Annotated in this window: 22 protein-coding genes and 2 pseudogenes; 13 read left to right on the top strand and 11 right to left on the bottom strand. The window is 72.1% G+C overall.

The genetic code is table 11. The features are described from left to right. Positions 1-37: 37 nt before the first annotated feature. From AB0J67_RS26480 to AB0J67_RS26470, 3 genes are all read right to left on the bottom strand, one after another. Entirely contained in the window at positions 38-2,530 is a 2,493-nt protein-coding gene (locus AB0J67_RS26480; protein WP_363486157.1) for a hypothetical protein, read from the bottom strand. 186 nt (positions 2,531-2,716) lie between these two features. Continuing rightward, on the bottom strand, positions 2,717-3,700 hold the full coding sequence (locus AB0J67_RS26475) for a hypothetical protein (RefSeq protein ID WP_363486156.1): 984 nt from the start codon (positions 3,698-3,700) through the stop codon (positions 2,717-2,719). Continuing rightward, on the bottom strand, positions 3,697-5,151 hold the full coding sequence (locus tag AB0J67_RS26470) for an MFS transporter (RefSeq protein ID WP_363486155.1): 1,455 nt from the start codon (positions 5,149-5,151) through the stop codon (positions 3,697-3,699). The genes AB0J67_RS26475 and AB0J67_RS26470 overlap by 4 nt, the downstream gene beginning before the upstream one ends. Before the next feature lie 164 nt (positions 5,152-5,315). Here AB0J67_RS26470 and AB0J67_RS26465 point away from each other — a divergent pair, with 164 nt between their 5' ends. The 5 genes from AB0J67_RS26465 to AB0J67_RS26445 all read left to right on the top strand — a co-directional run bounded on the left by AB0J67_RS26465 (position 5,316) and on the right by AB0J67_RS26445 (position 9,895). Then, positions 5,316-6,713 carry an NAD(P)/FAD-dependent oxidoreductase gene (locus tag AB0J67_RS26465; protein ID WP_363486154.1) on the top strand — a complete coding sequence of 466 codons (1,398 nt, stop codon included), beginning with the start codon at positions 5,316-5,318 and terminating at the stop codon, positions 6,711-6,713. 98 nt (positions 6,714-6,811) lie between these two features. Then, positions 6,812-7,426, top strand: coding sequence for a GNAT family N-acetyltransferase (locus AB0J67_RS26460; protein WP_363486153.1), 615 nt, complete (start codon positions 6,812-6,814; stop codon positions 7,424-7,426). 140 nt (positions 7,427-7,566) lie between these two features. Then, complete coding sequence (locus tag AB0J67_RS26455; protein WP_363486152.1) at positions 7,567-8,748, top strand: LLM class flavin-dependent oxidoreductase; 1,182 nt, start codon at positions 7,567-7,569, stop codon at positions 8,746-8,748. Beyond that, complete coding sequence (locus AB0J67_RS26450) at positions 8,748-9,218, top strand: MarR family transcriptional regulator (RefSeq protein WP_363486151.1); 471 nt, start codon at positions 8,748-8,750, stop codon at positions 9,216-9,218. The genes AB0J67_RS26455 and AB0J67_RS26450 overlap by 1 nt, the downstream gene beginning before the upstream one ends. Further along, positions 9,215-9,895: a CE1759 family FMN reductase gene (locus AB0J67_RS26445; protein WP_363486150.1), complete on the top strand. Its 681-nt coding sequence runs from the start codon at positions 9,215-9,217 to the stop codon at positions 9,893-9,895. The genes AB0J67_RS26450 and AB0J67_RS26445 overlap by 4 nt, the downstream gene beginning before the upstream one ends. Before the next feature lie 31 nt (positions 9,896-9,926). On the opposite strand, the gene AB0J67_RS26440 is transcribed toward AB0J67_RS26445, so the two are convergent. Then, the gene (locus tag AB0J67_RS26440) at positions 9,927-10,292 is read right to left on the bottom strand and encodes a hypothetical protein (RefSeq protein WP_363486149.1); all 366 of its coding nucleotides are present in this window, start codon (positions 10,290-10,292) and stop codon (positions 9,927-9,929) included. A gap of 86 nt (positions 10,293-10,378) precedes the next feature. Here AB0J67_RS26440 and AB0J67_RS26435 point away from each other — a divergent pair, with 86 nt between their 5' ends. Continuing rightward, positions 10,379-11,044 carry a nitroreductase family protein gene (locus AB0J67_RS26435; RefSeq protein WP_363486148.1) on the top strand — a complete coding sequence of 222 codons (666 nt, stop codon included), beginning with the start codon at positions 10,379-10,381 and terminating at the stop codon, positions 11,042-11,044. Positions 11,045-11,059: 15 nt separating this feature from the next. Here the strand turns inward: AB0J67_RS26435 and AB0J67_RS26430 are convergent, their stop codons facing one another. The 5 genes and pseudogenes from AB0J67_RS26430 to AB0J67_RS26410 all read right to left on the bottom strand — a co-directional run bounded on the left by AB0J67_RS26430 (position 11,060) and on the right by AB0J67_RS26410 (position 16,648). Further along, complete coding sequence (locus AB0J67_RS26430; protein WP_363486147.1) at positions 11,060-11,968, bottom strand: aminoglycoside phosphotransferase family protein; 909 nt, start codon at positions 11,966-11,968, stop codon at positions 11,060-11,062. A 76-nt stretch (positions 11,969-12,044) separates the two neighbouring features. Continuing rightward, entirely contained in the window at positions 12,045-12,887 is an 843-nt protein-coding gene (locus tag AB0J67_RS26425; RefSeq protein ID WP_363486146.1) for a hypothetical protein, read from the bottom strand. Beyond that, positions 12,884-14,806, bottom strand: coding sequence for a 3-oxoacyl-[acyl-carrier-protein] synthase III C-terminal domain-containing protein (locus tag AB0J67_RS26420; RefSeq protein WP_363486145.1), 1,923 nt, complete (start codon positions 14,804-14,806; stop codon positions 12,884-12,886). Before AB0J67_RS26420 ends, AB0J67_RS26425 begins: the two co-directional genes overlap by 4 nt. A gap of 81 nt (positions 14,807-14,887) precedes the next feature. Then, positions 14,888-15,518, bottom strand: a pseudogene (locus AB0J67_RS26415) (response regulator transcription factor). Between the two features lie 17 nt (positions 15,519-15,535). Then, on the bottom strand, positions 15,536-16,648 hold the full coding sequence (locus tag AB0J67_RS26410; RefSeq protein WP_363486144.1) for a DUF5931 domain-containing protein: 1,113 nt from the start codon (positions 16,646-16,648) through the stop codon (positions 15,536-15,538). Between the two features lie 253 nt (positions 16,649-16,901). On the opposite strand from AB0J67_RS26410, the gene AB0J67_RS26405 reads away from it, so the two are divergent. Continuing rightward, positions 16,902-17,729, top strand: coding sequence for a DUF1295 domain-containing protein (locus AB0J67_RS26405; RefSeq protein WP_363486143.1), 828 nt, complete (start codon positions 16,902-16,904; stop codon positions 17,727-17,729). Positions 17,730-17,859: 130 nt separating this feature from the next. Next, positions 17,860-19,320 carry a trehalose-6-phosphate synthase gene (locus AB0J67_RS26400; protein WP_363486142.1) on the top strand — a complete coding sequence of 487 codons (1,461 nt, stop codon included), beginning with the start codon at positions 17,860-17,862 and terminating at the stop codon, positions 19,318-19,320. A 66-nt stretch (positions 19,321-19,386) separates the two neighbouring features. Here AB0J67_RS26400 and AB0J67_RS26395 read toward each other — a convergent pair whose 3' ends face one another. Next, the gene (locus AB0J67_RS26395) at positions 19,387-19,917 is read right to left on the bottom strand and encodes an RDD family protein (protein WP_363486141.1); all 531 of its coding nucleotides are present in this window, start codon (positions 19,915-19,917) and stop codon (positions 19,387-19,389) included. A 148-nt stretch (positions 19,918-20,065) separates the two neighbouring features. On the opposite strand from AB0J67_RS26395, the gene AB0J67_RS26390 reads away from it, so the two are divergent. Further along, entirely contained in the window at positions 20,066-20,413 is a 348-nt protein-coding gene (locus AB0J67_RS26390; RefSeq protein ID WP_363486140.1) for a hypothetical protein, read from the top strand. On the opposite strand, the gene AB0J67_RS26385 is transcribed toward AB0J67_RS26390, so the two are convergent. Next, complete coding sequence (locus AB0J67_RS26385) at positions 20,363-21,769, bottom strand: alkaline phosphatase PhoX (RefSeq protein ID WP_363486139.1); 1,407 nt, start codon at positions 21,767-21,769, stop codon at positions 20,363-20,365. The two genes, AB0J67_RS26390 and AB0J67_RS26385, sit on opposite strands and share 51 nt — an antisense overlap. Positions 21,770-21,883: 114 nt before the next feature. On the opposite strand from AB0J67_RS26385, the gene AB0J67_RS26380 reads away from it, so the two are divergent. From AB0J67_RS26380 to AB0J67_RS26365, 4 genes and pseudogenes are all read left to right on the top strand, one after another. Then, positions 21,884-22,354, top strand: a complete 471-nt coding sequence (locus AB0J67_RS26380) for a hypothetical protein (protein ID WP_363486138.1) — start codon at positions 21,884-21,886, stop codon at positions 22,352-22,354. A 309-nt stretch (positions 22,355-22,663) separates the two neighbouring features. After that, the gene (gene chvE, locus AB0J67_RS26375) at positions 22,664-23,788 is read left to right on the top strand and encodes a multiple monosaccharide ABC transporter substrate-binding protein (protein WP_363486137.1); all 1,125 of its coding nucleotides are present in this window, start codon (positions 22,664-22,666) and stop codon (positions 23,786-23,788) included. Between the two features lie 66 nt (positions 23,789-23,854). Continuing rightward, on the top strand, positions 23,855-25,387 hold the full coding sequence (mmsA, locus tag AB0J67_RS26370) for a multiple monosaccharide ABC transporter ATP-binding protein (protein ID WP_363486136.1): 1,533 nt from the start codon (positions 23,855-23,857) through the stop codon (positions 25,385-25,387). 103 nt (positions 25,388-25,490) lie between these two features. Beyond that, positions 25,491-25,877: pseudogene (locus tag AB0J67_RS26365) on the top strand (sugar ABC transporter permease); the annotation flags it as partial. Between the last annotated feature and the right edge of the window lie 92 nt (positions 25,878-25,969).

The raw sequence follows: 25,969 nt of genomic DNA, 5'->3' as shown, positions 1-25,969 counted from the left end.
GCCCGGACGACAGGATCGTCCGGGCCCGCGGGTCGGCTCAGCGCTTGCTGAGGTCGGCGGCGCGGTCAGGCGTGCCGAGGATGCAGAGCAGCGAGCAGGCCGTCGCCGAGCTCGGTGCCGAGGTCGTCGGCGGGGTGCCCTGCGGCGCGCCCGCCGCCTGGTACGACACGCTGGCCGTGTTCGTCAGCGGCAGCAGCAGCAGGAACGACGAGCAGTGGATCTGCTTGCTCGCCCCGGCCGCTAGCGTGAACGTCTCCGCGGCGCTGACGCACGACGCCGCCACCGGGTCGTTCACCGTGACCTGCGCCGCGGCGACCGGCCCGTCGTTGGTGACGGTGATCCGCCAGTACGCCGTGCCGAGCACCCCGAGCAGCCCCGCCGGGCTGGTCTTGCCCCACGGCCCGACCCCGCCCGGCCCGCACCGCGAGGCGCGGCTGTCCCGGCAGATCTCCTTCTCCACCACCAGGTGCGGCTGGCAGGCCGCGCCCGGGGCGATCGGGAGCTGGACGGTGTTGGAGGTGAACTGGCCGCCGGCGTCGGTGCCGGAGCCGGTGTTGGACACCGAGGTCACCTCGCAGGCGCTGCTGACCTTGGTCTGGAAGCAGATCTGCGGCGGGTCGCCGTCGAAGCCCGCGACCAGGTGCGGCTGGTTGCCGCCGGCGAAGTCGTCGACGTTGAGCAGCCGCAGGCTGGCGTCGATGACCAGGGCCGGATGCGTGGCCGGCGAGATCGTCGACAGGTCGATGCTGCCGTCGGCGGCGAACGGCAGGACCGCGATCGGCGTGCTGTCCGGCTTGGTGATCGTGGCGCTGGAGTTGGCCAGGTCGATGTTGGCGACGTCGATGTCGACCAGCCGTGCGTCCTGGTATCCGGTGACGTGCCCGCTCGCGCCGTCGCAGTAGAAGTCGGGCGCGTCCAGGGTCAGCGACGCGCCTGCCCGGAAGCAGGGCGACGCGCCGGTGATCGGGTCGAGGGAGAACAGCAGGCCCGCGTCGCCGAGGCCGATCAGGCACTCGCCGGCCGCGTCGTAGTCGTAGCCGTAGTCCCGGGTGTTGCCGGTGCCGCCGACGCCCGGGTGGGTGCGGGGGAAGGCGATGCCGGCGCACGCGGCGTCGGTGGTCCAGTCGTAGCAGCCGGTCGCGCCGAGGATCGGCCCGCCCCAGAAGGGGAAGTAGCTGCGCAGGTGCCCGTCGGGCGCGGTGATGGTCTTCGGGTTGAAGGTCAGCACGCCGTTGGGCAGCGCCGGGAAGGCGGGCGGCGTCAGCGCCGCCCCGGCGAGGTCGTAGCAGTGCAGCTGGTACACGCCGCCCGCCGGGGGCACACACACGCCCTCGTCGGCACCGGAGGTGGTGTACGTGGTGAAGATGCCGTAGGTGACCAGGTTGGCGGGGCCGGCCGGCTTCGGCGACGCCCAGCCGGTGCAGGCGCCGCTGGTCGCCGGGTCGAAGCAGCCCACGGTCGCCCCGCCGGCCGGCGAGGACGACATGAAGACCTTCCCGCCCGCCAGGGTGAGCGAGCCGAAGTAGTGCTGGCTGCCCGCCGCGCCCGGCTGGGTGCCGTGCGGCGCGACGACGGCGGCGTACGGCTGGCCCGCGCACGGCGTCCGCGTGGCCATGGTCAGGCAGAGCACCGCCCCGGTGCTGGACACGCCGTACAGGTTGCCGCCGGACTCGACGAAGCCGGCGAGGTTGTTGTTGCTGGCCGGGGAGCCGCCGGTGGCGATGAGCGGGAAGAAGCCGCAGTTGGCACGGGCGTCCAGGTCCAGGCAGCCGACGCCGAGGTCGGTGGTGCTGAAGGCCGGGAAGTAGACCACGCCGGGCCGGTCGGGGTCGAACACGAACTGCGCGGCCATCGGGCTGCCCAGGTCACCGGTGGCACCGCTGCCCAGCGGTCCGACGGTGGTGTTGAGCGGCCGCGGCCAGGGGCCGCCCGCGCAGGGCTGGGCGGTCAGCAGGTTGATGCAGACCACCTTCGGGGCGGTGGTGCCGAGGTGGTGGTAGATGTTCCACGACTCGACGGCGCCGTTGGCCGACCGGTACAGCACCGGCGTGAACCCGTCGCCACCGGTCGCGGTGGTGGTGGGCTGCACCGGGGGCAGCAGGAGCCGGGCCAGGCTGGTGCCGCCGGGCTGGAGGTCGGCGATGCTGCCCCGCACGGCGACGGTGCCGGACGCGGGCTCGGTGGTGCTGAAGGTGGACCCGTCGGTGGACCAGGCGGCCGTCCAGTCCGGCGGCACCCGCAGCGAGCCCGGTACGTAGGACTGCCCGGCGGCGATCGCGTCGGTGATGGACACCTCACCGCCCGCGCCGGTGTCGGCGTAGGACATGACCCAGTTGACGACGTCGTTGTGGTCGGCGGGGTTCGAGCCGGGATCGGTGACGTTCTGGACCGACTTGGTCAGGGTGCCGGGTGCGGCCGACGGGGCGGCCGGTTCCGCCGCCGCGGTGGGCACCGCCGCCGGGCCCAGGGCCAGGGCCAGTGCGGCGGCGAGGAGCAGGACGGGTCGGGTACCGATTCGTGATCGTGGCACGGTGACGCCTCTCGCGACGGCTGCCGGGTGCGTCGGGGCGGTGGCCCGTGACCGACCGGCAGGGGATAGGCGCAGAACGTAACCTCTTCAAATGTATATATTAATGAATGAAATGGTGAAAGCCGGTCTTCTTCACCACTTCGGGTGTCACCTGGGCGTGGCGCGTCCGCGGCTGCGGGACCTCGCTCACTGGAGCGTGGCGGGCGACTCCGCATCGGCGATCAGCATGGTGGGAGCCCCGGCACCGTCGGCGGGCACGGACCAGACCGACGGCGCGCCGTCGGCGGCACGCAGGGTGTAGGCCACCGTGCGGTCGTCGAGCCACGCGGCCTGGTCGTCGACGCTGCGCGTCTCGGCGAGGTGGGTCACCGCCATCGTGGCCAGGTCGAGTACGGACAGTCGCCAGCCGCGTTGCGGGTCGGCGTCGACGGCCTGTTTGAAGGCGATGCGGGTGCCGTCGGGGGACAGTGAGGGGCATTCGACGTTGTCGGTGAGGGTTCGTACGGTGCGGGCGGTGAAATCGCCCTGGACGAGGTGGCGCCTGCCGGCGGTGGACATGGTGGCGTAGAAGGTGCTGTCGTCGGTGGTGAAGGTGACGCCCCAGTAGTTGACGTCGATGTTGCGGTAGGGCTTGCCGTCGCGGGTGATGGTGAAGTCCTCCAGGCTCATGACCTGGGTGCCGGTGCGGGTGTCGAGGATGCCGGTGCGGGTGGAGAAGCCGCCGGTGCTGTAGGAGTCGCCGCCGACGAACGTCGTCCAGGCGACCATCCGGCCGCTGGCCGACACCCGTGCCCGGTTGGGCAGGCCGGGGATCGCAAACGAACGCGTCACCCGCAGCCGGGAGTCGAGCACGATCAGCCGGTACGACCATGCCGTGTCCGGCTGCAGGCACACCCCCGTGCCGGCGGCGGCGTATACACGGGCACACTCGACGCCTGCCACCTCCCGTGGCCCGGACGGGTCGGTGCGCGACACGACGGCCAGCCGGCCGCCGGTGCTGACCAGCAGGCGCGGCCCGGGATCGAGGGTGACCTCGGTGGTGACGGGCACCGCCCCGCTCGCCGCGGCACGGTCGCGCGCCAGCTGGACGTAGCCGGCCCCGGCGGCGGCCAGCAGCACCGTGGCGACGGCGGCGATCGCGACACGGCCACGGATCGAGAGGTCCTTCACCGGGAGATCTCCTTCTGCGCGGCCGGTTCGGCGGCGTCGGGGGCTGTCGTCGGACTGTCGGCGGCCGGGGCGGTGGCGCCTGCCGCAGGGCGTCTGAGCAGCAGCAGGGTGACGGCGACGGCGGCGACCACGGCCGCGGCGGCGATCCGTGACGCGGTGGCGGGTCCCCAGAGCTGCCAGGCGAGGCCGAACAGGACGGATGACAGCAGGTACGCCAGGGCCTGTCCGGTCTGGATCAGGGCGATGCCGGTGGTGCGCAGGTGCTCGGGCAGCACCGGACCGGCCAGAGCCATCAGCACCCCGTCGGTGGCCGCGTAGAACAGGCCGTACAGCGCGAGCGTGACCACCAGCAGCGGCGATCCGCCCAGCGGTCCGAACAGCAGCAGGTACGCGGCGGTCAGCGCGACATAGCCGCCGAGCATCACCGGCAGCCGCCCGATCCGGTCGGCGAGCACCCCCAGCGGCGCGGCCAGCAGCAGATACCCCAGGCTCGTCCCGGCGGCCAGCAGCGGGAACCAGACCGTGCCGAGTTCCTCGCGGCGCTGCAGCAGCAGGTACACGAAGCCGTCGCCGATCGTCGCCAGTCCCAGCAGGCAGGCGGCCAGCACGAGGCGGCGCACCGGGGCGACCCGCAGCAGGCCCGCGGCCTCGCGCACGGACACCTGCCCGGTCGCGGGCGCGGCCTGCCGACGGTCGCGGACGAACAGGACGAGCACCAGCACGCCGAGCGCCGCGACGCAGAAGCTGACGACGAACACAGCGTCGAAGGACTGCGCGGCCGCGGCCAGCACGCCGAGCGCAGCCAGCGGGCCGAGGAACGCGCCGACGCTGTCCATGGCCCGGTGCACGCCGAAGGCCCGGCCCAGCGACTCGGGCGGGGTGGACAGCGTGATCATGGCGTCGCGCGGGGCGGCGCGCAGCCCCTTGCCGGTGCGGTCGGCGGCGATGACCAGCCCGATCGCGGACACCGAACTGCCCACGGCGAGCAGCAGCGGCTTGGCCAGCGCCGACAGCCCGTAGCCGATGCCGGCGACGGCCTTGCGGCGGCGGGTGCGGTCGGCGACGTACCCGCCGACCAGGCGCAGCAGCGCGGTCGCTCCGGTGTAGACGCCGTCGATCATGCCGTACGCCAGCGGGCTGAGCTGGAGCCCGAGCACGAGGTACAGCGGCAGCACGGCGGTGACCATCTCGGACGACACGTCGGTGATCAGGCTGACCGTGCCGAGCGCGAACACGTTGGCGCTGACGCCGGCGAGCCCGCGTCGCCCGGACCGCCGCGGTGTGCCGGTGGCCGGGGGACTGGTGACGGTGGACAGGTACACGCGGATGCGCTCCTCCCGCGCCGTGGCGCACGCGACGACAGGGGTGGCACCGGCCGTGGACGGGCCACGTCCGGGCAGCGTGAACCGCCCGCCGCGGGCCGACGGTTCGAGCACACCACCAGCGGGCATGCGCCCGATCAGCAGACGGTGCCACGGGGCCCGGTCGGATATAGACGCTCATGTGACTCATTCGCCCCGGTTCACCCTTACGTGTGCCGACGGTTCCGGCCTCGGCTGCCGGCCGGTGGCGTGTGTCGCGGTTTGCCTGGGTGCGGGCAGGGCAGACTCGGTACATGGGTGAGCGGGTGGATGCGGTGGTGATCGGAATGGGCGTGGCCGGACAGGACGTCGCCCACCGGCTGCGCGGCGGGGGACTGTCGGTCGTGGCCGTCGAGGAGGGCCTGCTCGGCGGCGAGTGCCCCAACTGGGCCTGCGTGCCGACGAAGATGATGGTCCGGGCGGGCAACGTGCTGGCGGAGGCGCGGCGGGTGCCGCAGCTGGCCGGCCATGCGACGGTCGAGCCCGACTGGGCGCCCGTCGCCCGGCGTATCCGCGACCAGGCCACCCACGGCTGGGACGACTACGAGCTGGCCGCGGAGCTGACCGGCAGCGGCATACGCCTGGTCAGGGGCCGGGGGCGGCTGGCCGGGCCGGGCCGGGTCACGGTCGACGACGGGTCCGGCGACGTTCGCGAGTTCAGCGCTCGCGCGATCGTCCTGGCGACCGGCACGCGCCCGGCGGTGCCGGACATCGACGGCCTCGCGGGCACGCCGTACTGGACCAACCGGGACGTGGCCGAGCTGACCGCCATCCCGGAGTCGGTGACCGTGCTCGGCGGCGGCCCGGTCGGGCTGGAGTTCGCGCAGCTCCTGCGCCGCTTCGGCGCCGAGGTCACCCTCGTCGAGGCCGCCGACCGGCTGCTGGAGGCGGAGGACCCGGAGGTCTCGGCCTTCGCCGCCGAGGTGCTGGCCGCCGACGGGGTACGCGTGCTCACCGGCGTGAGCGCCGAGCGGGTGGAGCACGACCGCGACCGGTTCGTCGTGCACCTGGGCGGCCGGGAGAGTGTCGCCGCGCAGCGGCTGCTGGTGGCCACCGGCCGCCGGGCCAACCTCGGCGACCTCGGCCTGGACACGATCGGCGGCGACCCGCAGGCGAAGACCGTCGAGGTGGACGACCGGCTGCGCGCCGCACCGGGCGTGTGGGCGATCGGCGACATCACCGACCGGGGCCAGTTCACGCACGTCGGGACCTACCAGGCGCGCATCGCCGCCGCGGACATCCTGGGCCGGTCGGGCGACCGCGCCGACTACCGGGCGGTGCCGCGCTGCGTCTTCGTCGACCCCGAGATCGCGGCCGTCGGCCTGACCCTGGCCCAGGCCACCGAGCAGAACCTGCGTGTACGCGTCGGACGCGCGAGCATCCCCGAGTCGGCGCGGGGGTTCCTGCACCACGCGGGCAACGAAGGCTTCGTCACGCTGCTCGCCGACGCCGACACCGACGTGCTCGTCGGCGCCGTCTCCACCGGCCCGGCCGGCGGTGAGGTGCTCGGCCTGCTCACGCTGGCGATCCATGCGCGTACGCCGCTGCCGGTGCTGCGCGGCATGATCTACGCCTATCCCACCTTCTGCCGGGCCGTCGAGGACGCGCTGCGGGACATGGACGAGAAGGACCCGGCCGGCCCGGCCGAATGAGCCGAGCCGACCCGGTGCGGGCGCGTGGCCGCCGGGCCCGGCGCACGACGCGATGGGCGTGTTCGCCGCGGTGAAGCGCGTCCGCCAGGATGGACAGCATGACCGGACAGGCCGACGAACCCGTGATCACGGTGGTGCCCGCCAACGAGGTGACCTGGGAGCAGCTGCAGACCGTCTTCGGCAAGCGCGGCGGCGCCGCCCAGTGCCAGTGCCAGCGGATCAAGCTCGGCGACGGCCGGTGGTGGCACATGTCGGTCGAGGCGCGGGCGCAACTGCTGCGGGAGGAGACCGACTGCGGGCATCCCGAGTCGGATCGCACCAGCGGCCTGGTCGCGTTCCTGGACGGCGAGCCCGTCGGCTGGTGTGCGGTCGAGCCGCGCACCGCGTACCGCAGGCTGCTGAACAGCCGGGTGCCGTGGGCCGGGCGGTACGAGGACCGCGCCGACGACAGCGTCTGGACGGTGGCCTGCTTCGTCACCCGGGCCGGCTACCGGCGGCGGGGGGTGAGCCGCGCGCTGGCCCGCGCCGCCGTGGACTTCGCCCGCGAGCGCGGCGCCCAGGCGGTCGAGGGCTATCCGATCATCGTGCAGCCGGGGCAGGAGGTGGCGTGGGGTGAGCTGAACGTCGGCAGCCGCAGCACCTTCGAGGCGGCCGGCTTCACCGAGGTCAGCCGGCCCAGCCACCGCCGCGCGGTGATGCGCGTCGACTTCTGAGCCGCCGTCTTCGCAGCTCGTACACGTGATGCCGGTCACCGCGGAATAGGCGGCAGGTCCGGTCCGTTGCTCTTAATGCAAACGCATAAACTTTGCCTGGGCCCGAGCACGGGTCCGGGGCGTGTGAATGAGGTGTTCTCGTGCAGTTCGGAGTCTTCTCGGTCAGCGACATCACCCGGGACCCGGTATCGGGCAGCACCCCGAGTGAGGCCGAACGCATCGACGCGGTCGTGCAGATCGCCAAGAAGACCGAGGAGGTCGGGCTCGACGTGTTCGCCATCGGCGAGCACCACAACCCCCCGTTCTTCTCGTCCGCGCCGACGACGCTGCTGGCGTTCATCGCCGCCGCCACCGAGCGGCTGATCCTGACCACCTCGACGACACTGATCACCACGAACGACCCGGTGCGCATCGCCGAGGAGTACGCGATGCTGCAGCACCTGTCGAAGGGCCGGATGGACCTCATGCTCGGCCGCGGCAACACCGCGCCGGTGTACCCGTGGTTCGGGCAGGACATCCGCCAGAGCCTGCCGCTGGCGCTGGAGAACTACAACCTGCTGCACCGGCTGTGGCGCGAGGACGTCGTCGACTGGCAGGGCAAGCACCGCACCCCGCTGCAGGGCTTCACCTCCACGCCGCGCCCGCTGGACGACGTGCCGCCGTTCGTGTGGCACGGCTCGATCCGCACGCCCGAGATCGCCGAGCAGGCCGCCTACTACGGCGACGGCTTCTTCGCCAACCACATCTTCTGGCCGAAGGAGCACTACATGCGCCTGATCAAGTTCTACCGCCAGCGGTACGCGCACTACGGCCACGGCACCGAGCAGCAGGCGATCGTCGGGCTGGGCGGCCAGGCGTACATCGCCCGCCGGTCGCAGGACGCGATCCGCGAGTTCCGGCCGTACTTCAACGAGGCACCCGTCTACGGGCACGGCCCGTCGATGGAGGACTTCATGCGGCAGACGCCGCTGTCGGTCGGCAGCCCGCAGGAGGTCATCGACAAGACCCTGACGTTCCGCGAGCACTTCGGCGACTACCAGCGCCAGCTGTTCCTGATCGACCACGCGGGCCTGCCGCTGAAGACCGTGCTGGACCAGCTGGAGCTGCTCGGCGGGGAGGTCGTGCCGACGCTGCGCAAGGAGCTGGCCGCCAAGCGCGACCCGCAGGTCCCCGACGCGCCCACCCACGCTAGCCGGGTCAAGGCCAAGTACGGCGACCGCGTGCCGCGCCAGCCGCGCCCGAACGCCAACCGGGGCGACAACGTCACGGGCGGCTCGCCATACCAGGACACCGACGCGGCCGCGCAGGCCACCGGCCGCTGATGACCGACCGGGGCCGGCTGGCCAACCACGCGTGGGAGGGGCTGCTGTCCGCCCACGCCCGGATGATGAAGCAGTTCGCGGACACCGACGTGTGGCAGGACCTGTCCATGCGGGAGTACGACGTGCTCTACACGCTGTCCAAGTGCACCGGGCCGCTGCGCATCGGCGAGCTGCACCGGCACGTCCTGCTCAGCCAGCCAGCCCTGTCCCGCATGGTCGACCGGCTGGTCGACCGGGGACTGATCGAACGCAGCGCGGACCCCGCCGACGGCCGCGGGGTCCGCCTGTCGCTCACCGACGCCGGCCGCGACAGGCAGCGCGGCATCGGCCGCCGCCACGCGGCCCAGGTCGCCCGCGCGGTGACGGCCGAGCTGAGCCGCGACGAGCTGCGGCAGCTCGCCGCGATCTGCTGGAAGCTGGCCGGGGCGGACCCGTCGACCGGCGACGACAAGGAGGCACCACTGCCATGAACACCCCCGACAAGCGCCCGTACGCGCTGGTGGTCGTCACCGCCGGCACCGGCGACCCGTCCTCGACCCGAATGCTCGCCGACCGCACCGCCCAGCGCACCGCCGAACTGGCGCAGCGGCGCGGCGGCAGCGTGACGGTGCAGGTCGTCGACCTGCGCGAGCTGGCGACCGAGGTGACCACCGCGCTGATCTCGCCGCTGGTCGGGCCGAAGCTGCAGCAGGCGATCGATGCCCTGGCCACGGCGGACGGCGTCATCGCCGGCACGCCCGTCTTCAAGGCGGCGCCGAGCGGGCTGTTCTCCTCGTTCTTCCAGGTCCTCGACAACGACCTGCTCATCGCCAAGCCCGTCGTGCTCGCCGCGACCGCGGGCACGGCCCGGCACTCGCTGGTGGTCGACGAGCAGCTGCGCTCGCTGTTCGGGTACCTGCGCACGGTCGTGGTGCCGACGTCGCTGTTCGCGGCCCCGGAGGACTGGGGCGACCCGGCGCTGAACAAGCGCATCGAGCGGGCCGCGTTCGAACTGGTGCTGCTCATGGAGAGCGGCTTCGCCCAGCAGGTCAGGGACGAGTCCTGGCGCAGCTACCAGCATGAGCTGGGCAGTGCGGGCGGCACCGAGACGGCCATCGAGATCGACTCCGACCTCATGCGCCTGGCCGCCGGCGGGTCGCTCGGCTGACCAGGCGATGCCCGCCGTGCCGGACCGTGCTCTACCCCTCGGTCCGGACCAGCTCGACGAGGAACTCGGTGTCGTTGTGGTGGCCCTCGAAGTCCGCGAACTCGCCGCCCACGAACGTCCAGCCGCCCTCGGCGATGATGGCGCGCAGCTTGTCGAACGGAAGCCGGACCGCTTCGACGGGCATCTCCCATTCCCCGACGACGGTCTGCTCCACCTCCTCGACCAGGGCGTCGAGCGTGTCAGCCGCCTCCTCGTCGACGGACTCGTCGACGGGCAGCCACTCGCCCGTGGCCGCGCGGCGCAGCAGCTCGGCCTCCATCGCCTCGACGCCTTCGATGGACTCGTCCCAGTCGTGCTCGAAGTAGGAGAAGCGGAGTCGCAGGCGCTGCACGGTCATCGGCGGATCGTACAGCGCCGCGCTGCGGTGCCGGTGCCGTCGTCGCGACCCCACGAAGATCACCGGCGGTGGCAGACTCGTCTTCCATGGAGTTCAGTGAAGTGATCCGCCGGCGGCGGATGGTGCGGCACTACGCGGACCGGCCGCTGGCGCCCGAGGTGATCGAGCGGGTGCTGGCCAGCGCGCTGCGCGCCCCGTCCGCCGGGTTCTCGCAGGGCTGGGCGTTCCTCGCGATCACCGACCCGGCCGACCGGGCCCGGTTCTGGCCGTTCGTGCCGACGCGGGTGGCGCAGACCCCGACGATGCAGGACGCGCCGCTGGTCGTCGTGCCGCTGGCGCACAAGGCGGCGTACCTGGCCCGCTATGCGCAGCCGGACAAGGGGTGGCAGGACCGTGCGGAGGCGCGGTGGCCGGTGCCGTACTGGTACATCGACACCGCGATGGCGTCGCTGATGATGCTGCTGACGGCCGTCGACGAGGGGCTCGGGGCCTGCTTCTTCGGCATCATGCCGCAGCAGGGCGAGCAGTTCGACGCGGCCGTCGAGGTGCCTGCGCACACGGCCGCGTTCCGCGCGGAGTTCGGCGTGCCGGAGGAGTACGTGCCGATCGGCGCGATCACCGTCGGCTACCGCGCCGACGACCTGCCGCCGCAGAACCCGTCGGCCGCGCAGCGGCGGCGCGGCGTCGACCAGGTCGTCCACCGCGGGCAGTGGGGTCGTCACCGGCCGTTGCCAAACACCGGGTCGGAGTAGCGCTCTGTGGCGCGATCAGCGTGCGGCGGCGTCGGCCAGGATCGCGTGTAGGCGGGTTCGGCATTCGGCGACGAACGCCGGATAGGTGTGCCAGTAGTACGAGATGCCGCTGGCACCCACCGCGATGGCCCAGGCGCGGGCACGGGTCCAGGTCAGGTCGCTGAGGCCGACGGCGTCCCAGTAGCTGTGCCGCGCCTCGGGCAGCAGGTCCCACACCGTGGCGTGCTCCGCGTCGGGCAAGCCGATCGACAGGGCGCCGAAGTCGATGACGGCATGCAGCCTGCCCTGCCGTAACAGGAGGTTGGTGGGTCTGAGGTCGCCATGGAGCCACACCTGCGGCTGTGAAGGTTCGGGCAGGACGAGCGCTTCCCGCCACAGCCGTTCCAGGGTCGCGACGTCCAGCTCCGTGCCGACGGTGGCCTGGCAGTCACGCAGTGCCCTGCTGACCCACTCGTCGCAGGCACGCAGGTGTCCTCCGCGATACCAGCTCAGCTCGTCCGCGCGGGTCGCGCCCATGAGGTCGACGCGGTGCAGGTTCTGCACGAAGTCCGCCAGGTCGGTGCCGAAGGCAGCCCAGTCCTGGACAGCGCCCGGCTGGACCTCATCGCCGTCGATCCACCGGTAGATCGACCAGGGGAGAGGGTACGCGGCCGAAGGCATGCCCGCATACACGGGCTCGGGGACCGGACACGGCAGCAGCGGCGCCAGACGGGGAAGCCATTCCCGCTCCTTGCGCAGGGACGGCGCCTTGTCGGCCGTTCGTGGGAGCCTCACGAGCAACTCGCCGCCCAGCCGGTACATGACGTTGTCGGTGCCCGCACCCGCCGGCGACAGCGACAGGTCGGCCCACTGCGGGCACTGCTCCTCCAACAGCGACCTGACGACCGCCTCGTCGACCGGGACCTCGTTCTGGTGCAGTGTCACGCCGAGATCCTTCCGTCTGGACGCCTGCGGCAACAACCGGTTTGTGCGACTCCCTGCACGGGGGCAGTGTGCTCGGTCATCGAGCGACTGCCAGCGGGAGGGGAACCGGGGCGGGTGCCGTTGCCAGGGTGACCAGGCGGGCGTGGGCGTACTCGTGGATCACCGCGTGCTCGTACACCGCCCGTGGCACGTCCAGGCCGCTGTCCACCCGCACCACCACCCCGCCCGGCCGCCAGCGCAGGAACGTATCGTCGCCGGTCAGGTCGGCCAGCACCGTCATCAGGGACTCGTCCAGCCGCATCGAGTGCACCGCGCGCCGGTACTCCTCCCGGGTCAGGCACAGCGCGAACGGGATGTTCATCAGGCACAGCGCGGTCTGGATGTCCAGGCGCAGCCACCGGCGCACGCCCGGCGACGCGTCGATCGGAGCCAGCTCCAGCATCGAGAAGTCCAGCGGCCCGCGCGGCCCCGGCCGCCCGGCGCCCAGGGCGATGAGCACGTCGTACACGTTGACGTCGTGCTCGATGACCGCCCGGTCGCCGAGCCCGGCGAGCGTGGTGGGGCGCAGCCGGGGCTCGGTCACCCCGGCCACCCCGCAGTTGCGGACGATGAACGCCAGCAGGTTCGTCTCGATGAGGAAGTGCCGGATCAGCAGCTCACCGGCGCGCGGCGAGACGAAGCGGCGCAGGAACCACACGCACAGCCGGTCCATCGTCGTATGCGCCGAGAACGTCCACGGCAGCAGCGCCTTGACCACCCGGATCAGCCACACCGCGACCCGCGACCCGATCCGGGCCGGCGGGTATAGCCAGCGGCGGGTCCACTGCCGCTGGTCGGCGACCACCATCGCCAGCACGTCACGGTCGATCGGCACGGTCGGATCGGCCATGATCGCCGTCCATACGGTGGGGCCCTTCACGCGTCCACCTCCGCGAGCTGCATCGCGTAGAGCCGCGCGACGACCTCGGCCGTGCGCACCACGCGGGCTGCGGCGGCGCGGTCCGGCACCGCGTCGCGCAGCAGGTGCGCCAGCTCGGCGAAGTGCGCGTCGTCGGCCTCGCCGTGGTAGCCGAGGAAGCTCACCTGGTCCTCGCGCAGGCCGAGCTGCTCGCGCAGGGCCCGTGCCCAGCCCAGCACCAGCCCCGCGCCCAGCCCTTCGATCACGAACATCGCGCCCAGCAGGTCCACCGGGTCCGGCTGGCTCGCCTGGTGGAACACGTACGCCGACAGCGCCTCCGAGCCGATGTTCTTGCGCGCCCCGCGGATCTCCTCGATGCTGCCGCCGACCGCGCAGAAATCGCGTTCGAGCAGCTGGTAGTCGCGATGCTCCTCGGCCGCGTGCTTGATCGCGGCACTGCGCAGGGCGAACATCTCGACGGAGAAGTTCGACGCGGCCCGGCTGATCCACCGCCCGCCCTCGACGACCTGCTGGCGCAGGTGCACCAGCAGCCGCCGGTAGTCGTCGAGCGTCGCGGTGCCGGTGTCGATCCGGCGCACCAGCGGGGTGGCCCGCACCTGGCGCTCGAACGACTCCCACACCCGCGCCAGCTCCAGCACCGTCCACCGCACCAGCTCGCCGTCACCGTCCTGCGCCACCAGCGGCGACGGCGTCCCTGCCAGGAGCCCCGGCTGCTCCGTCGTGGGCGAGGGGACCTTCCTGTCGGCCGTGCTGTCCGGCCGGGCCGCGCTGTTCGCGTGGCCGGCTTCGGTGCCCGTGGCATCGGCGTCGTCGGCGGTGACGCAGGTGAGCTGGGCGAACGCGAGCGAGTAGCGGCCCGACTCCGGCACGATCAGCAGGATGCGGTCGCCGGGGGAGAACCGGCCCGACCGCCACGCCTCCTCCAGCATCACGAAGATGCTGGCGGCCCCCGTATTGCCGCGCGTGTGCAGGTTGGTGAACCAGCGCTCCTCGTCGATCATCAGGTCCGCCTCGCGCAGCAGCCCGAAGATCTCGCCGCGGAAGTGCTCGGCGCTGTAGTGGCACAGCACATGCTCGATCCCGGCGGGCGTGAACCGGCCCGCCCGCACCAGCCCCATGTACTCGCGCAGGCCCAGCCGGAACAGCGCGGGCAGCGCCTTCACGTCCTGGCGCAGCCGGATCAGCCCCGCCTGCTCGGCGGCGGCCAGGTCCGGCCCGTCCAGCCAGCTCCTGCCGACCACGGGCTCCCCACCGGCCGACATGCACACCGGCCGCTCCCCGGCGTATGACACCAGGTGTGTCCAGTCCAGGCGCAGGCTCAGCCCGTCCGGGCGCGGGCGCGGCTCCAGCACCGCCGCGCCCGCCCCGTCCGACAGCGTCCAGCGCAGGAACTCCGCGTCGAAGGTGGTCCGGTCGCCCTCGTACCGGCTCTGCCGCAGCGAGCGGCTGACCAGCTCGGAGCCGACGACCACGGCGGCGGGGTGCTCGCCGAGCCGCACCGCCCGTGCCGCTGCCGCGAGCGCGGTCATGCTGGAGGCGCACACCCCGCCCGCGGACAGCACCTCCATGGGCGGGCCGCCCAGCCGCCCGTGCACCATCGAGGCGAATCCCGGCACCAGCAGGTCGCCCTGGGTGGTGCCGGCGGCGAGCATGCTGACCGACTCCAGCGGCAGGTCCCGGTCCTTGAGCGCCTCCTGTACGGCCGCGGCGGCCAGCTCCTCGTTCAGCATGGTGACCGCGCCGAGCTCGTCCAGCGCGTAGTGCCTGGTCCGGATGCCGTTGGCGGCCAGCACCCGCGCACGCAGGCCGGCGCCGCGCGCGCCCGCGCCCAGCCGCTGGGCGATCTGCTCGGCGTCCAGGGGCTCGCCGGGCAGGTACGCGCCGAACCCGGTCAGGTACACGTTCGGGGAAGCAGTCATGCTCCCGATTCAGCCACGTGCGCGGCGAAAGCGAATCCGCTCAGGCACTCAACCGCGATGTGCGGCGTACTCAACCGGTGCTCAGTCGTCCAGGCCCTGCTCGATGGCGTAGCGGACCAGCTCGACCCGGTTGTGCAAGCTGCAGCTTGCCCAGCGTGTTCTGCACATGGTTCTGCACCGTGCGGTGCGACAGGGTGAGCCGCTCGGCGATCTGGCGGTAGGTGAGGCCCTTGGCGACCAGGCGCAGCACCTCGGTCTCGCGCTCGCTCAGCCGGGGCGCGTCCGGTCCGTCGCCGGGCGCGGCCGCCAGCCGCCGGTACTCACCCAGCACCAGGCCCGCGAGCCCGGCCGTGAACACCGCGTCGCCCTCGGCGGTGCGCCGCACCGCGTCCAGGAACTCCTCCCGGGCCGCTGACTTGACCAGGTATCCAGCCGCCCCGGCCTTGACGGCGTCGAGCACGTCCTGCTGCTCGCCGCTGGCCGACAGCACCAGCACCCGCACCTGCGGCAGCGCCGCGACCAGGCCGCGGATCACCTCCACTCCGGACAGGTCCGGCAGCTGCAGGTCGAGCACGACGACGTCGGGACGCACCGAGGGGCCGATGCGCACCGCCTGCCCGCCCTCGCCCACCGCGGCGACCACCGTGTACCCGGCGTCGGTGAGGTCGCGGGCCACCCCGTCGCGCCACATCGGGTGGTCGTCGACCACCATCACGTCCACCACAGCGGTCAGCCTAGTCCGGGCAGCGGGACCCGCAGCTCGACCTCGGTGCCCTGGCCGGGCCCGCCGGTGATGGTGACGGCGCCGCCCAGGTCGCGGATGCGGCCCTGGATCGACTGCACGACTCCGAGCCGGCCGGACGCCGCGGCCTGCTCGAGCCGTCCGGGCGCGATGCCCGGCCCGTCGTCGCGGATCGACACGGTGACGGCGTCCGGCTCCTGCTCGACCAGCACCCAGGCCCGCGCCCCGGGCCCGCAGTGGGTGGCCACGTTGTCCAGCGCGCTCCCGGCCGCCGCGGCCACCTCCGCCGCGACCGCCGCGGGCAGCAGCACCGGGGTCGCGGGTGTGGCGACGGTGACGCGCGGGGAGCCGTACCGGCCGAGCAGCAGGCGCAGGTCGGCGCTGCCCGCGGCCGGTGCCGTGTCGTGCACGCCCACCAGCGCGCGCAGCACCGCCTCCTGCTCACCGGCCAGCCTGCCCAGCTCCGCGGCCTCGCCGCCCAGCTCGGTGCCCCGGCGCTGGACCAGCGCCAGCACCTGCAGGACGGAGTCGTGGATGCCGCGGGCCAGCCGCTCGCGCTCGCGGGTCGCCGCCTCCAGCTCCACGGCCCGCTGCAGCCGGGTCTCGGCGTCGTCGGTCAGCCGCGACACGTATCCCATGACCCCGCCCGCGAGCAGCAGCAGCACCGTGCCGTTGACGGTGGCCGAGGTGAACGCCCCGCGCAGGAACAGGTCGGCAGCGCCGACGATCAGCGCCGCGATCCCGCCCGCCCGGCGGCCGCCGCGCAGCGCCCACGCCAGTACGGCGCCGGCCACCCAGGCCATCGGCAGCGTCGCCCCGCCCGCGGCCAGCCGCGCCGCCGGGACGACCGGCATGGACGCGAGCAGGCAGGCCAGGGTGACGGCCAGGTCGGCGGCGAGCCAGGCGCGGCTGCGGCCGGCGGGGTCGTGGTAGCGCACGCCGGTGACGGCGGTCCAGGCCACCATCACGGCGAGCACCGCCCAGCCCAGCCAGGGGCGGGTGAAGTCGCGGAACCCGGCCAGCATCAGGACGGTGGCGTACACCAGCGCGGCGACCCGGAACACGGTGACGGCCCGCCACAGCGGCGCCTGCAGTCCCATCGCGGTCCCCTCTGCGCGCCCGGTGTCGGCGCCGTGTCGTCCGGCAGCCAGACAAGAGGATCCGCCACCGCATGTCAACCGGGCAGGCAGGTCAGCCAATGCGCTACGGTCGCCGGGGCGAAGGCCGCGCCATTGCCGTGCCCGGCTCGGCGTATAAGGCTGGTTGCCTTTTGTGTACGGCGGGCCGGCACCCGGCACGAGTGGCGTCTCGGCCGCTATCCACGCCGAACCGGCGCCGCTACAGTGCCGGATCATGGACGCTCTGACGGTCTGCCTGTGGATCTGCGCGGGTGCCTGCGCCGCTACCTGGCTCGCCTCGCTGGTCACCAACGAGCACTCGTGGGTGGACCGGATCTGGTCGATCATCCCCGTGGTGTACGTCGGCGTCTTCGCCGCCGCGGCCGACTTCGCCGACACCCGGCTGAACGTGCTGGCGGTGCTGGTGCTGCTGTGGGGCGCCCGGCTGACGTTCAACTTCGCCCGCCGCGGCGGCTACGCGCCCGGCGGCGAGGACTACCGCTGGCCGATCCTGCGCGCCAGGCTGCCCCGCTGGCAGTTCCAGCTGTTCAACCTGCTGTTCATCACGGTGTACCAGAACATCATCCTGCTGCTGATCAGCCTGCCGGCGCACACGGCGCTGACCCACCCGGGCGCGTTCGGTGCGGTCGACGCCGTGCTCGCGGTGCTCTTCCTGGGGCTGCTCGTGGGGGAGACCGTCGCCGACCAGCAGCAGTGGGACTTCCACCGGCGCAAGCACGCGGCGATCAGCGAGGGACGGCAGCCGGAGTCGCGGTTCGCGCGCACCGGGCTGTTCCGGTTCTCGCGCCATCCCAACTACTTCTTCGAGCAGGCGCAGTGGTGGGTGGTGTTCGGGTTCGGGGCCGCCGCCGCCGGTTCGGTGCTGCAGTGGACGGTCGTCGGCCCGGTGCTGCTCACCGCGCTGTTCGTCGGCTCGACGATCTTCACCGAGAGCATCACCGTCTCCCGCTACCCGGAGTACGCCGACTACCGGGCGGTCACCTCGCCGATCATCCCCTGGCCGCCCCGGCGCGGCACACCCCGCACGGCCGACGCGGCCTGAACCCACAGCGGTGGCGGTGTGATCAATAACTCTGCGCGGTAGGGGTTACCGGCGCGTATCCGCAGGGGTATGGCCAGCGTGCAGGCCCAGCGCCGGCACCAGCCACGGCAGGCACCCCCGCGGAGGACACATGGCCATCACCCCCCACCCCGCCCGCACCCTTCGGCAGGCCGCGAGCAACCGTTACGACCTGGTCGTGCTCGCCAACCGGCTGCCCGTCGACCACGACACCGACGCCGACGGCCGACCATGCTGGCGGCGCAGCCCCGGCGGGCTCGTCACCGCGCTGCACCCCATCATGAAGAGCCGCGCCGGGGCCTGGATCGGCTGGCACGGCCGGCCGGGGCCCGCGCCCACGCCGTTCGTCCACGACGGCATCCACCTGCACCCGATCGCGCTGACCGGTGACGACGTCGACGGGTACTACGAGGGTCAGTCCAACGCCACCATCTGGCCGCTCTACCACGACGCCGTCGAGCAGCCGGTCTTCGACCGGGCCTGGCAGGACGGCTACCGCAAGGTCAACCGGCGCTTCGCCGAGGCGGCGGCTCGGGTGGCCGCGCCGGGCGCGCTGGTCTGGGTGCACGACTACCACCTGCAACTGGTCCCGGGCATGCTGCGCGAGCTGCGCCCCGACCTGCGTATCGGGTTCTTCCTGCACATCCCGTTCCCGCCGGTCGAGCTGTTCTGCCAGCTGCCGATGCGCGAGGAGATCCTGCGCGGGCTGCTCGGCGCCGACCTCGTCGGCTTCCAGCACCCCTCGGCGACCCGCAACTTCCACAGCCTCGCCGAGCACCTGCTCGACGCGAAGGTCACCGACGGCAAGATCTGGCACGAGGGCCGCGAGGTCGTCGCCGACACCTTCCCGATCTCGATCGACGTCGCCGACCAGCAGCGGCTCGCCCTCGACCCCGCCGTGCGGGCCCGCGCCGCCCAGATCCGCCGGGAGCTGGGCGACCCGCGCACCGTCATCCTCGCGGTGGACCGCCTGGACTACACCAAGGGCATCGAGCGGCGGCTGTCGGCGTACGAGGAGCTGCTCGCCGAGGGGCGGCTGGACCCGGCCGAGACCGTGATGGTGCAGGTGGCGGTGCCGACCCGGCAGCGCATCGACCAGTACCAGGCGCTGCGCGAGCGGGTGGAGCGCGCGGTCAGCCGGATCAACGGCGACCACTCAGGCATCGGGCGGCTGTGCGTGCACTACCTGCACCGCTCCTACGACCGGGCGGAGCTGGCGGCGCTGTACCTGGCCGCCGACGTGATGGCGGTGACGCCGCTGCGCGACGGCATGAACCTGGTCGCCAAGGAGTACGTCGCGACCCGCACCGACCACACCGGTGCGCTGGTGCTCAGCGAGTTCGCCGGTGCGGCCGCCGAGCTGGAGGAGGCGTGGCTGGTCAACCCGCACGACCTCGACGGTCTCAAGGACGCGGTCACCGACGCGGTGGACGCCGACGCCGAGGAGCAGCGGCGCAGGATGGAGCCGATGCGGGCGTACCTGCGCCGCCACGACGTGAACCGGTGGGCGACCGGTTTCATGGGCCGGCTCGACGGGCTCGCCGAGGACTGGTCCGCGGCCGCGGCGGCCTGACCGGGCCGGCGGCCCGGCCGATGCGCGTGGTCTGCGCGACCACGCGCATCGCCCGGACGGTGCTGGTCACTCCGCCCGCACGACCACCGTCGAGGCGATCTGGTCGTACCAGCCGCGCTTGGCGGGGCTGCTGTCGAACAGCGGGGAAAGGTAGCACAGGGTGCTGCCGAGTCCGCAGCTCAGGCAGCCGGCGATGGACGGCACGAAGCCGCGGGCGAACGCCGCGCCCCAGCCGGCCGGGCGGCCCGAGGTGTGGACCACCCGCAGCTTCATGACCCGCTTGCCGACGGTCTGCCCGTACTGCCCGATCATGAAGATGTCGTATCCGAACAGGACGGCGAGGGCGGCCAAAGCCAGCACCGTCCCGAGCCCCGCGAGCGAGGTGTTCTCGACGGCCAGGCTGCACAGCCGGAACACCAGCAGCACCCCGATCAGGATGCCGCCGTCGATCAGCCGCGCCGCGAACCGCTGGTTGGTCAGCGTCTGCACGTACGGCTGGCCCGGTGCCGCGTAGGCGGGGCCGGTGTGCGGCGTCCCTGCACCCGCGGTGCCTGCCACGCCAGGGGTCTCGCCGTCCCCGTGCTGCTCTGCCGCCATCGCGGCCTCCTCGTCGTCCGTGCCTGTTGACGTCGACAGACCTGACGGACAGGTCGCCGCCGGTCGGTGCGACGGTCACGGGCGGGGCGGTCGGACATGAGGGCCGCGCACGGCCTGCCGGGTGGCGCGCGGGCCGCATCATCGACGCGTGAGCATCGACATCGACGCGCTGACCGCCGTGCTCGGCGAGGTCCGTGTGCTGCTGGCCCGTCCCGGCAACGACTTCGGTTGGTCGTCGTTCCAGGACACCGCGGCGGCCCTGGCGGAGTTCGACGACCTGACCCGGCGGGTACGCGACGACGGGGCGGTGCCGTTCGCGCTGGCGGTGCTCTTCGCCCCGACCGGCCCGATCCAGGAGGTGGCGCTGTCCAGCGGCTGGGGCGACGACTTCTGCACCCTGGCCGACCGCTTCGACGCCGCTCGCGCCGACCGGCCTGCCGGGGGCTCACCGGTGGCGCCGCCAGGGGCCGGTGATCGCGAGGACCAGGCCCGGTGACTGGATGGCCGCGAACAGGATGCGGCCGTCCTGACTGAAGGTCGGTCCGGCGAACTCGCCCTCGCCCGTCTCGTTGCGGCCCAGCGGATAAATATCGCCGTCGTCGGTGACCCCGACCAGGTGCGACAGGCCAGCACCGTCCTCGGCGAGGATGACACCGCCGTAGGGCGACACGGTGATGTTGTCCGGCCCGTCGTAGCCGCTCTTCGGGTCCGGGTTCACCCCGAAGACGGTCTTGAGCTCGATGGTCCCGCGCCGGGGGTCGTGGAACCAGACCTGGCCGTCGTGCTCGGCGAGGGCGCCGTCGTCGAGGCGGGCGTAGCTGGACACGAAGTAGGCGCCGCCGTCACCCCACCACTGGCCCTCCAGCTTGTGCGCCCGGGTGACCTCGTCGCCGGAGAACTGCCTGCGCACCGAGGTGCCGACCGCGAGCCGGTCGGGCACATCCACCCAGGTCGCCACGTACGTCGTGCCGGGCGTCGTCGCCTCGGACAGATCGCCGACGGGCACCCCGTCCCGCGTGGCGCGCAGCGCCTGCAGGCGGCCCGCGGTGTCGCCGCCCTTGCCCAGCGCCAGCCGGCGCAGCGCGCCCCTGCCGCCCCGGTGGCCGCGCGGCGGCAGCCAGCGTAAGAAGAGCCCGTTGGGGGTGCGGGCGTCCTCGGTCAGGTAGATCCGGCCCGTCTGCGGGTCGACGGCGACGGCCTCGTGCGCGTAGCGGCCGAGGAAGCGCAGCGGCACCGGGTCCGCGTTGGCGGCCGCGTCGAACGGGTCGACCTCGAACACCCAGCCGTGGTCCTGCTGGAACGGGCCCTCGGCCCGCTGCTCGGTCTCCTCGCAGGTCAGCCAGGTGCCCCAGGGCGTGACGCCGCCCGCGCAGTTGTTGTGGGTGCCGGCCAGGCTCACGTACTCGCGCAGCCGGCGGCCGTGGCGGTCGACGTCGATGGTGGTGGTGCCGCCGAGCGCGCCCGGGTCGAAGGTCAGGCCCTTGAGCGGCGGCACGCCGTAGGGCTCGCCGCCGTCGATCTCGTGGTTGTTGACCAGGGTGAAGCCGTGGCGGGCGGGGAAGCACGCGGTGCCGTCGGGGTCGCTCGGGGTGACCTCGCCCGATGCCAGCACGGTCCGGCCGGACTCGGCCACGATCCGGTAGGAGAAGCCCTCCGGCAGGGCGAGCAGCCCGGCGGGATCCGGCACCAGCGGGCCGTAGCCGGGGCCTGAGGAGCGCGCGTACGCGGGTCCGGCGACCGCCTGGACGCTGCCCGCCAGCGCGATGCCGAGGCCGCCGAGAGTGCCCGTGCGCAGCAGATGACGGCGCGACAGGGGCAGCGAGCCGGGGCGGTCCGGCGATGATTCATGCACATCGATAAGTATGGTCGTCTCGTCGCCGGGAGGCCACCCCTGTCCCTGGAAACCGTTGACACGTATGGCTTTCAGCTGAGGGAACCGGGTCGGACCGCCCGGCGTCCGAACGCCATGCGACGACTGCCGCCGGTGGTGCTCGGTGTGCTGGGACTGCTGCTGCTCGCGGCGCCGGTGGGCGCGTGCACCCCGTGCCGCGACCTGTCCGATGCGGAGAAGCTCCAGCGGGCCGACCTGGTGCTGGTCGGGGTGGTCAGCGACCGCGACTCGGTGTTCGCCGAGCTGGCGACCGTGCAGGTGGAAGAGGTCGTCAAGGGACGGGTGGCCGGGTCGATCGCGGTCCGTGACGGCGTCGGCAACCCGTGCCTGTCGCCGTTGCGCGAGGGGCGCCGCTACCACCTGTTCCTGGTCCGGTCGGGCGACGACTGGGCAAGGCTGGCCTGCGCGGCCGCGGTGCAGCTGACCGCGGAGCCGGTCCTTCCGTGGTGGCGCATCTACGACGAATGGGTGGCTACGGCCGTCGCGGTCACCGTCGCGACCTGCCTGGTGCTGGTGTTCCTGCGGTTGAGGCGCGCCCGCCGGTAGGCGTATCCGGCGACTTGGGCGACCCGGGCGCTGCTGCCCGCCGGCTGCCGGAGGGTTGCGCCTGCGCGTGGAAAACGTTGCGCCGCTGAGGGGAGCGAGCCCTGGCTGGTGGGGGCGGGAAAAGGTTTCGAAAAGATCAACTGTGTGACTCAACCGTTACCGAACCCTCTTGACCATCAATATCGCGGGCGCAAGTATGTGAGCGTTAACAATCCTGTCGCGACTGTAGCTGTTCTGTTGCTGACCAATTGTGTGAGCGCTAACAGGCAGCCCGGCCACCCCGGGCTGCATCTGCCGAGAAGGAGTGACATGAAGATCGCAAGACTGGCGACGGCCGTGGTCGGCCTCGTCGTGACCGCAAGCCTCGCGGCCTGTGGCTCGTCCACCAAGACGGGCGAGCAGAACCAGTCCGGCGGGACGGACGGCGTGCTGGTCGGCGTGACGATGCCGACCAAGTCGTCCGAGCGGTGGATCCACGACGGCGACAACGTCAAGGCGCAGCTGGAGGCACTGGGCTACAAGGTGGACCTGCAGTATGCCGAGAACGACATCCCGACCCAGGTGAACCAGATCGAGAACCAGATCACCAAGGGCGCCAAGCTGCTGATCATCGCGTCGATCGACGGCACGGCGATCACGACGCAGCTGCAGCAGGCGGCCGACAACAAGATCCCGGTGATCGCGTACGACCGCCTGATCCGCAACTCGCCGAACGTCGACTACTACGCGACCTTCGACAACTACAAGGTGGGCGTGCAGCAGGCGACCTCGCTGCTGGTCGGCCTCGGGCTGAAGAAGCCCGACGGCACCGACGGCACGGCCAAGGGGCCGTTCAACATCGAGCTGTTCGCCGGCTCGCCCGACGACAACAACGCGACGTTCTTCTTCAACGGCGCGATGGACACGCTCAAGCCGTACATCGACAAGGGCACCCTGGTGGTCAAGAGCGGCCAGACCGACTTCAAGACCGTCGCGATCCTGCGCTGGGACCCGGCCACCGCGCAGAAGCGCATGGAGGACCTGCTCACCAAGACCTACGCCACCGGGCAGAAGGTGCACGGCGTGCTGTCGCCCTACGACGGCCTGTCCATCGGCATCCTGTCGGCGCTCAAGAGCAACGGCTACGGCACCGCCGGCCAGCCGTACCCGATCGTGACCGGCCAGGACGCCGAGGTCGCCTCGGTCAAGTCGATCATCGCGGGTGAGCAGTACGCCACCATCTACAAGGACACCCGCGAGCTGGCCAAGGTCACCGTGAAGATGGCCGACGCGGTGCTCAAGGGCGGCAAGCCCGAGGTGAACAACACCAAGGACTACGACAACGGCAACAAGGTCGTGCCGTCGTTCCTGCTGGAGCCGATCGTCGTCTACAAGGACAACTACAAGGCGACCCTCATCGACACCGGTTACTACACCGAAGCCCAGCTCAAGTAGTCGCGCAGGCGCCCGGCCGGCTCACCCTCCCGCCGGCCGGGCGCCGCTATCCGCAGGAGGCAGACCTTGACCGACGTGACACTGCAGATGCGTGACATCACCAAGACGTTCCCCGGCGTGACCGCGCTCAAGGACGTCAACCTCACGGTCCGCCGCGGGGAGATCCACGCGATCTGCGGCGAGAACGGCGCCGGCAAGTCCACGCTGATGAAGGTCCTGTCCGGCGTGTACCCGCACGGCTCCTACACCGGTGAGATCCTCCTCGACGGCCACCCGTGCCGGTTCTCCGACATCCGCGACAGCGAGCGCCTCGGCATCGTGATCATCCACCAGGAGCTGGCGCTGTGCCCGAACCTGTCGATCGCGGAGAACATCTTCCTCGGCAACGAACGCGCCCCGCGCGGCGTCGTGAACTGGAACCGCACCCACGCCGAGGCCGCCGAGCTGCTGGCCCGCGTCGGCCTGCGGGAGAACCCGGCCACCCTGGCGATGGACATCGGCGTCGGCAAGCAGCAGCTCGTCGAGATCGCCAAGGCCCTGTCCAAGCGGGTGCGGCTGCTCATCCTCGACGAGCCGACCGCCGCGCTCAACGACGAGGACTCCGCCCACCTGCTCGACCTGCTGCGCGGCCTGCGTGACCAGGGCATCACCTGCGTGATCATCTCGCACAAGCTGAACGAGATCGAGGCCGTCGCCGACACCACCACGATCCTGCGCGACGGCCGCACCATCGAGACCCTCGACATGCGCGCCGACGCCGTCACCGAGGACCGCATCATCGCCGGCATGGTCGGCCGTGACCTGGAGCACCGCTTCCCCGAGCACGAGCCGAACATCGGCGAGGAGGTGCTGCGCGTCGAGGACTGGACCGTGCACAGCCCCACCCAGCACGGCCGGGTGGTGGTCCAGGGGGCGAACCTCACCCTGCGCCGCGGGGAGATCGTCGGGCTGGCCGGGCTGATGGGCGCCGGGCGCACCGAGCTCGCGATGAGCGTGTTCGGCCGCAGCTACGGCATCGGGATCTCCGGCCGGATCTACAAGCACGGCCGCGAGATCACCCTGCGCAGCGTCGGTGACGCCATCGCGCACGGCATCGCGTACGCCACCGAGGACCGCAAGCGCTACGGCCTCAACCTGATCGACGACATCAAGCGCAACATCTCGGCCGCCGCGCTGAGCAAGCTCGCCACCCGCGGCTGGATCCACGACAACGAGGAGTACCGCGTCGCCGACGGCTACCGGGCCGGCATGAACATCAAGGCGCCGAACGTCTCCGCGGTTACCGGCAAGCTCAGCGGCGGCAACCAGCAGAAGGTCGTGCTGTCCAAGTGGCTGTTCACCGACGCCGACGTGCTCATCCTCGACGAACCGACCCGCGGCATCGACGTGGGCGCCAAGTACGAGATCTACACGATCATCAACCACATGGCCGACCAGGGCAAAGCCGTGCTGATCATCTCCTCGGAGCTGCCCGAGCTGCTCGGCGTCTGCGACCGCATCTACGCCATGTCCGCCGGCCGGATCACCGGCCAGGTCACCCGCGACGAAGCGACCCCCGAACGCCTCATGCAGTACATGACCAAGGTGAAGGAGCAGTAACAGCATGACCAGTGTCGGCCCGAGCGGGGTCGTGAAGCAGGCCACCGCGAGCGAGACGGTGGCCGCGGCGCCGGACCGGTCCGGTGGCCGGCTGCTGACGGCGAACCTGCGCCAGAACGGCATCTACATCGCGTTCGCCCTCATCATCGCGCTGTTCGCGGTCTGGACCGACGGGGCGCTGCTGGCACCGCAGAACATCTCCAACCTGGTGGTGCAGAACTCCTACATCCTCATCCTCGCCATCGGCATGATCCTGATCATCATCGCCGGGCACATCGACCTGTCGGCCGGCTCGGTGCTCGCCGTCACCGGCGCGATCTCGGCCGTGCTCATGGTCGACTACGACGTGCCGTGGCCGCTGGCGATCGTGATCACCCTGATCTGCGGCGGTCTCATCGGCGCCTGGCAGGGCTACTGGGTGGCGTACTTCGGCATCCCGGCGTTCATCGTGACGCTGGCCGGCATGCTCGTGTTCCGGGCGCTGACCCTAGTGCTCTGACCGGAAAGGTTCGCCGGGTTGATGGCTGTCGGGATTGGATGTAGCCCGACATCCGATCCGACGTTGGAGGCAAGGTGGCGGAG

The organism is Catellatospora sp. NPDC049609, from assembly GCF_040675365.1.
Taxonomy (GTDB): domain Bacteria; phylum Actinomycetota; class Actinomycetes; order Mycobacteriales; family Micromonosporaceae; genus Catellatospora.
The sequence above is the reverse complement of the archived record's forward strand: the minus strand, read 5'-3'. Positions and strand labels throughout refer to the sequence as shown.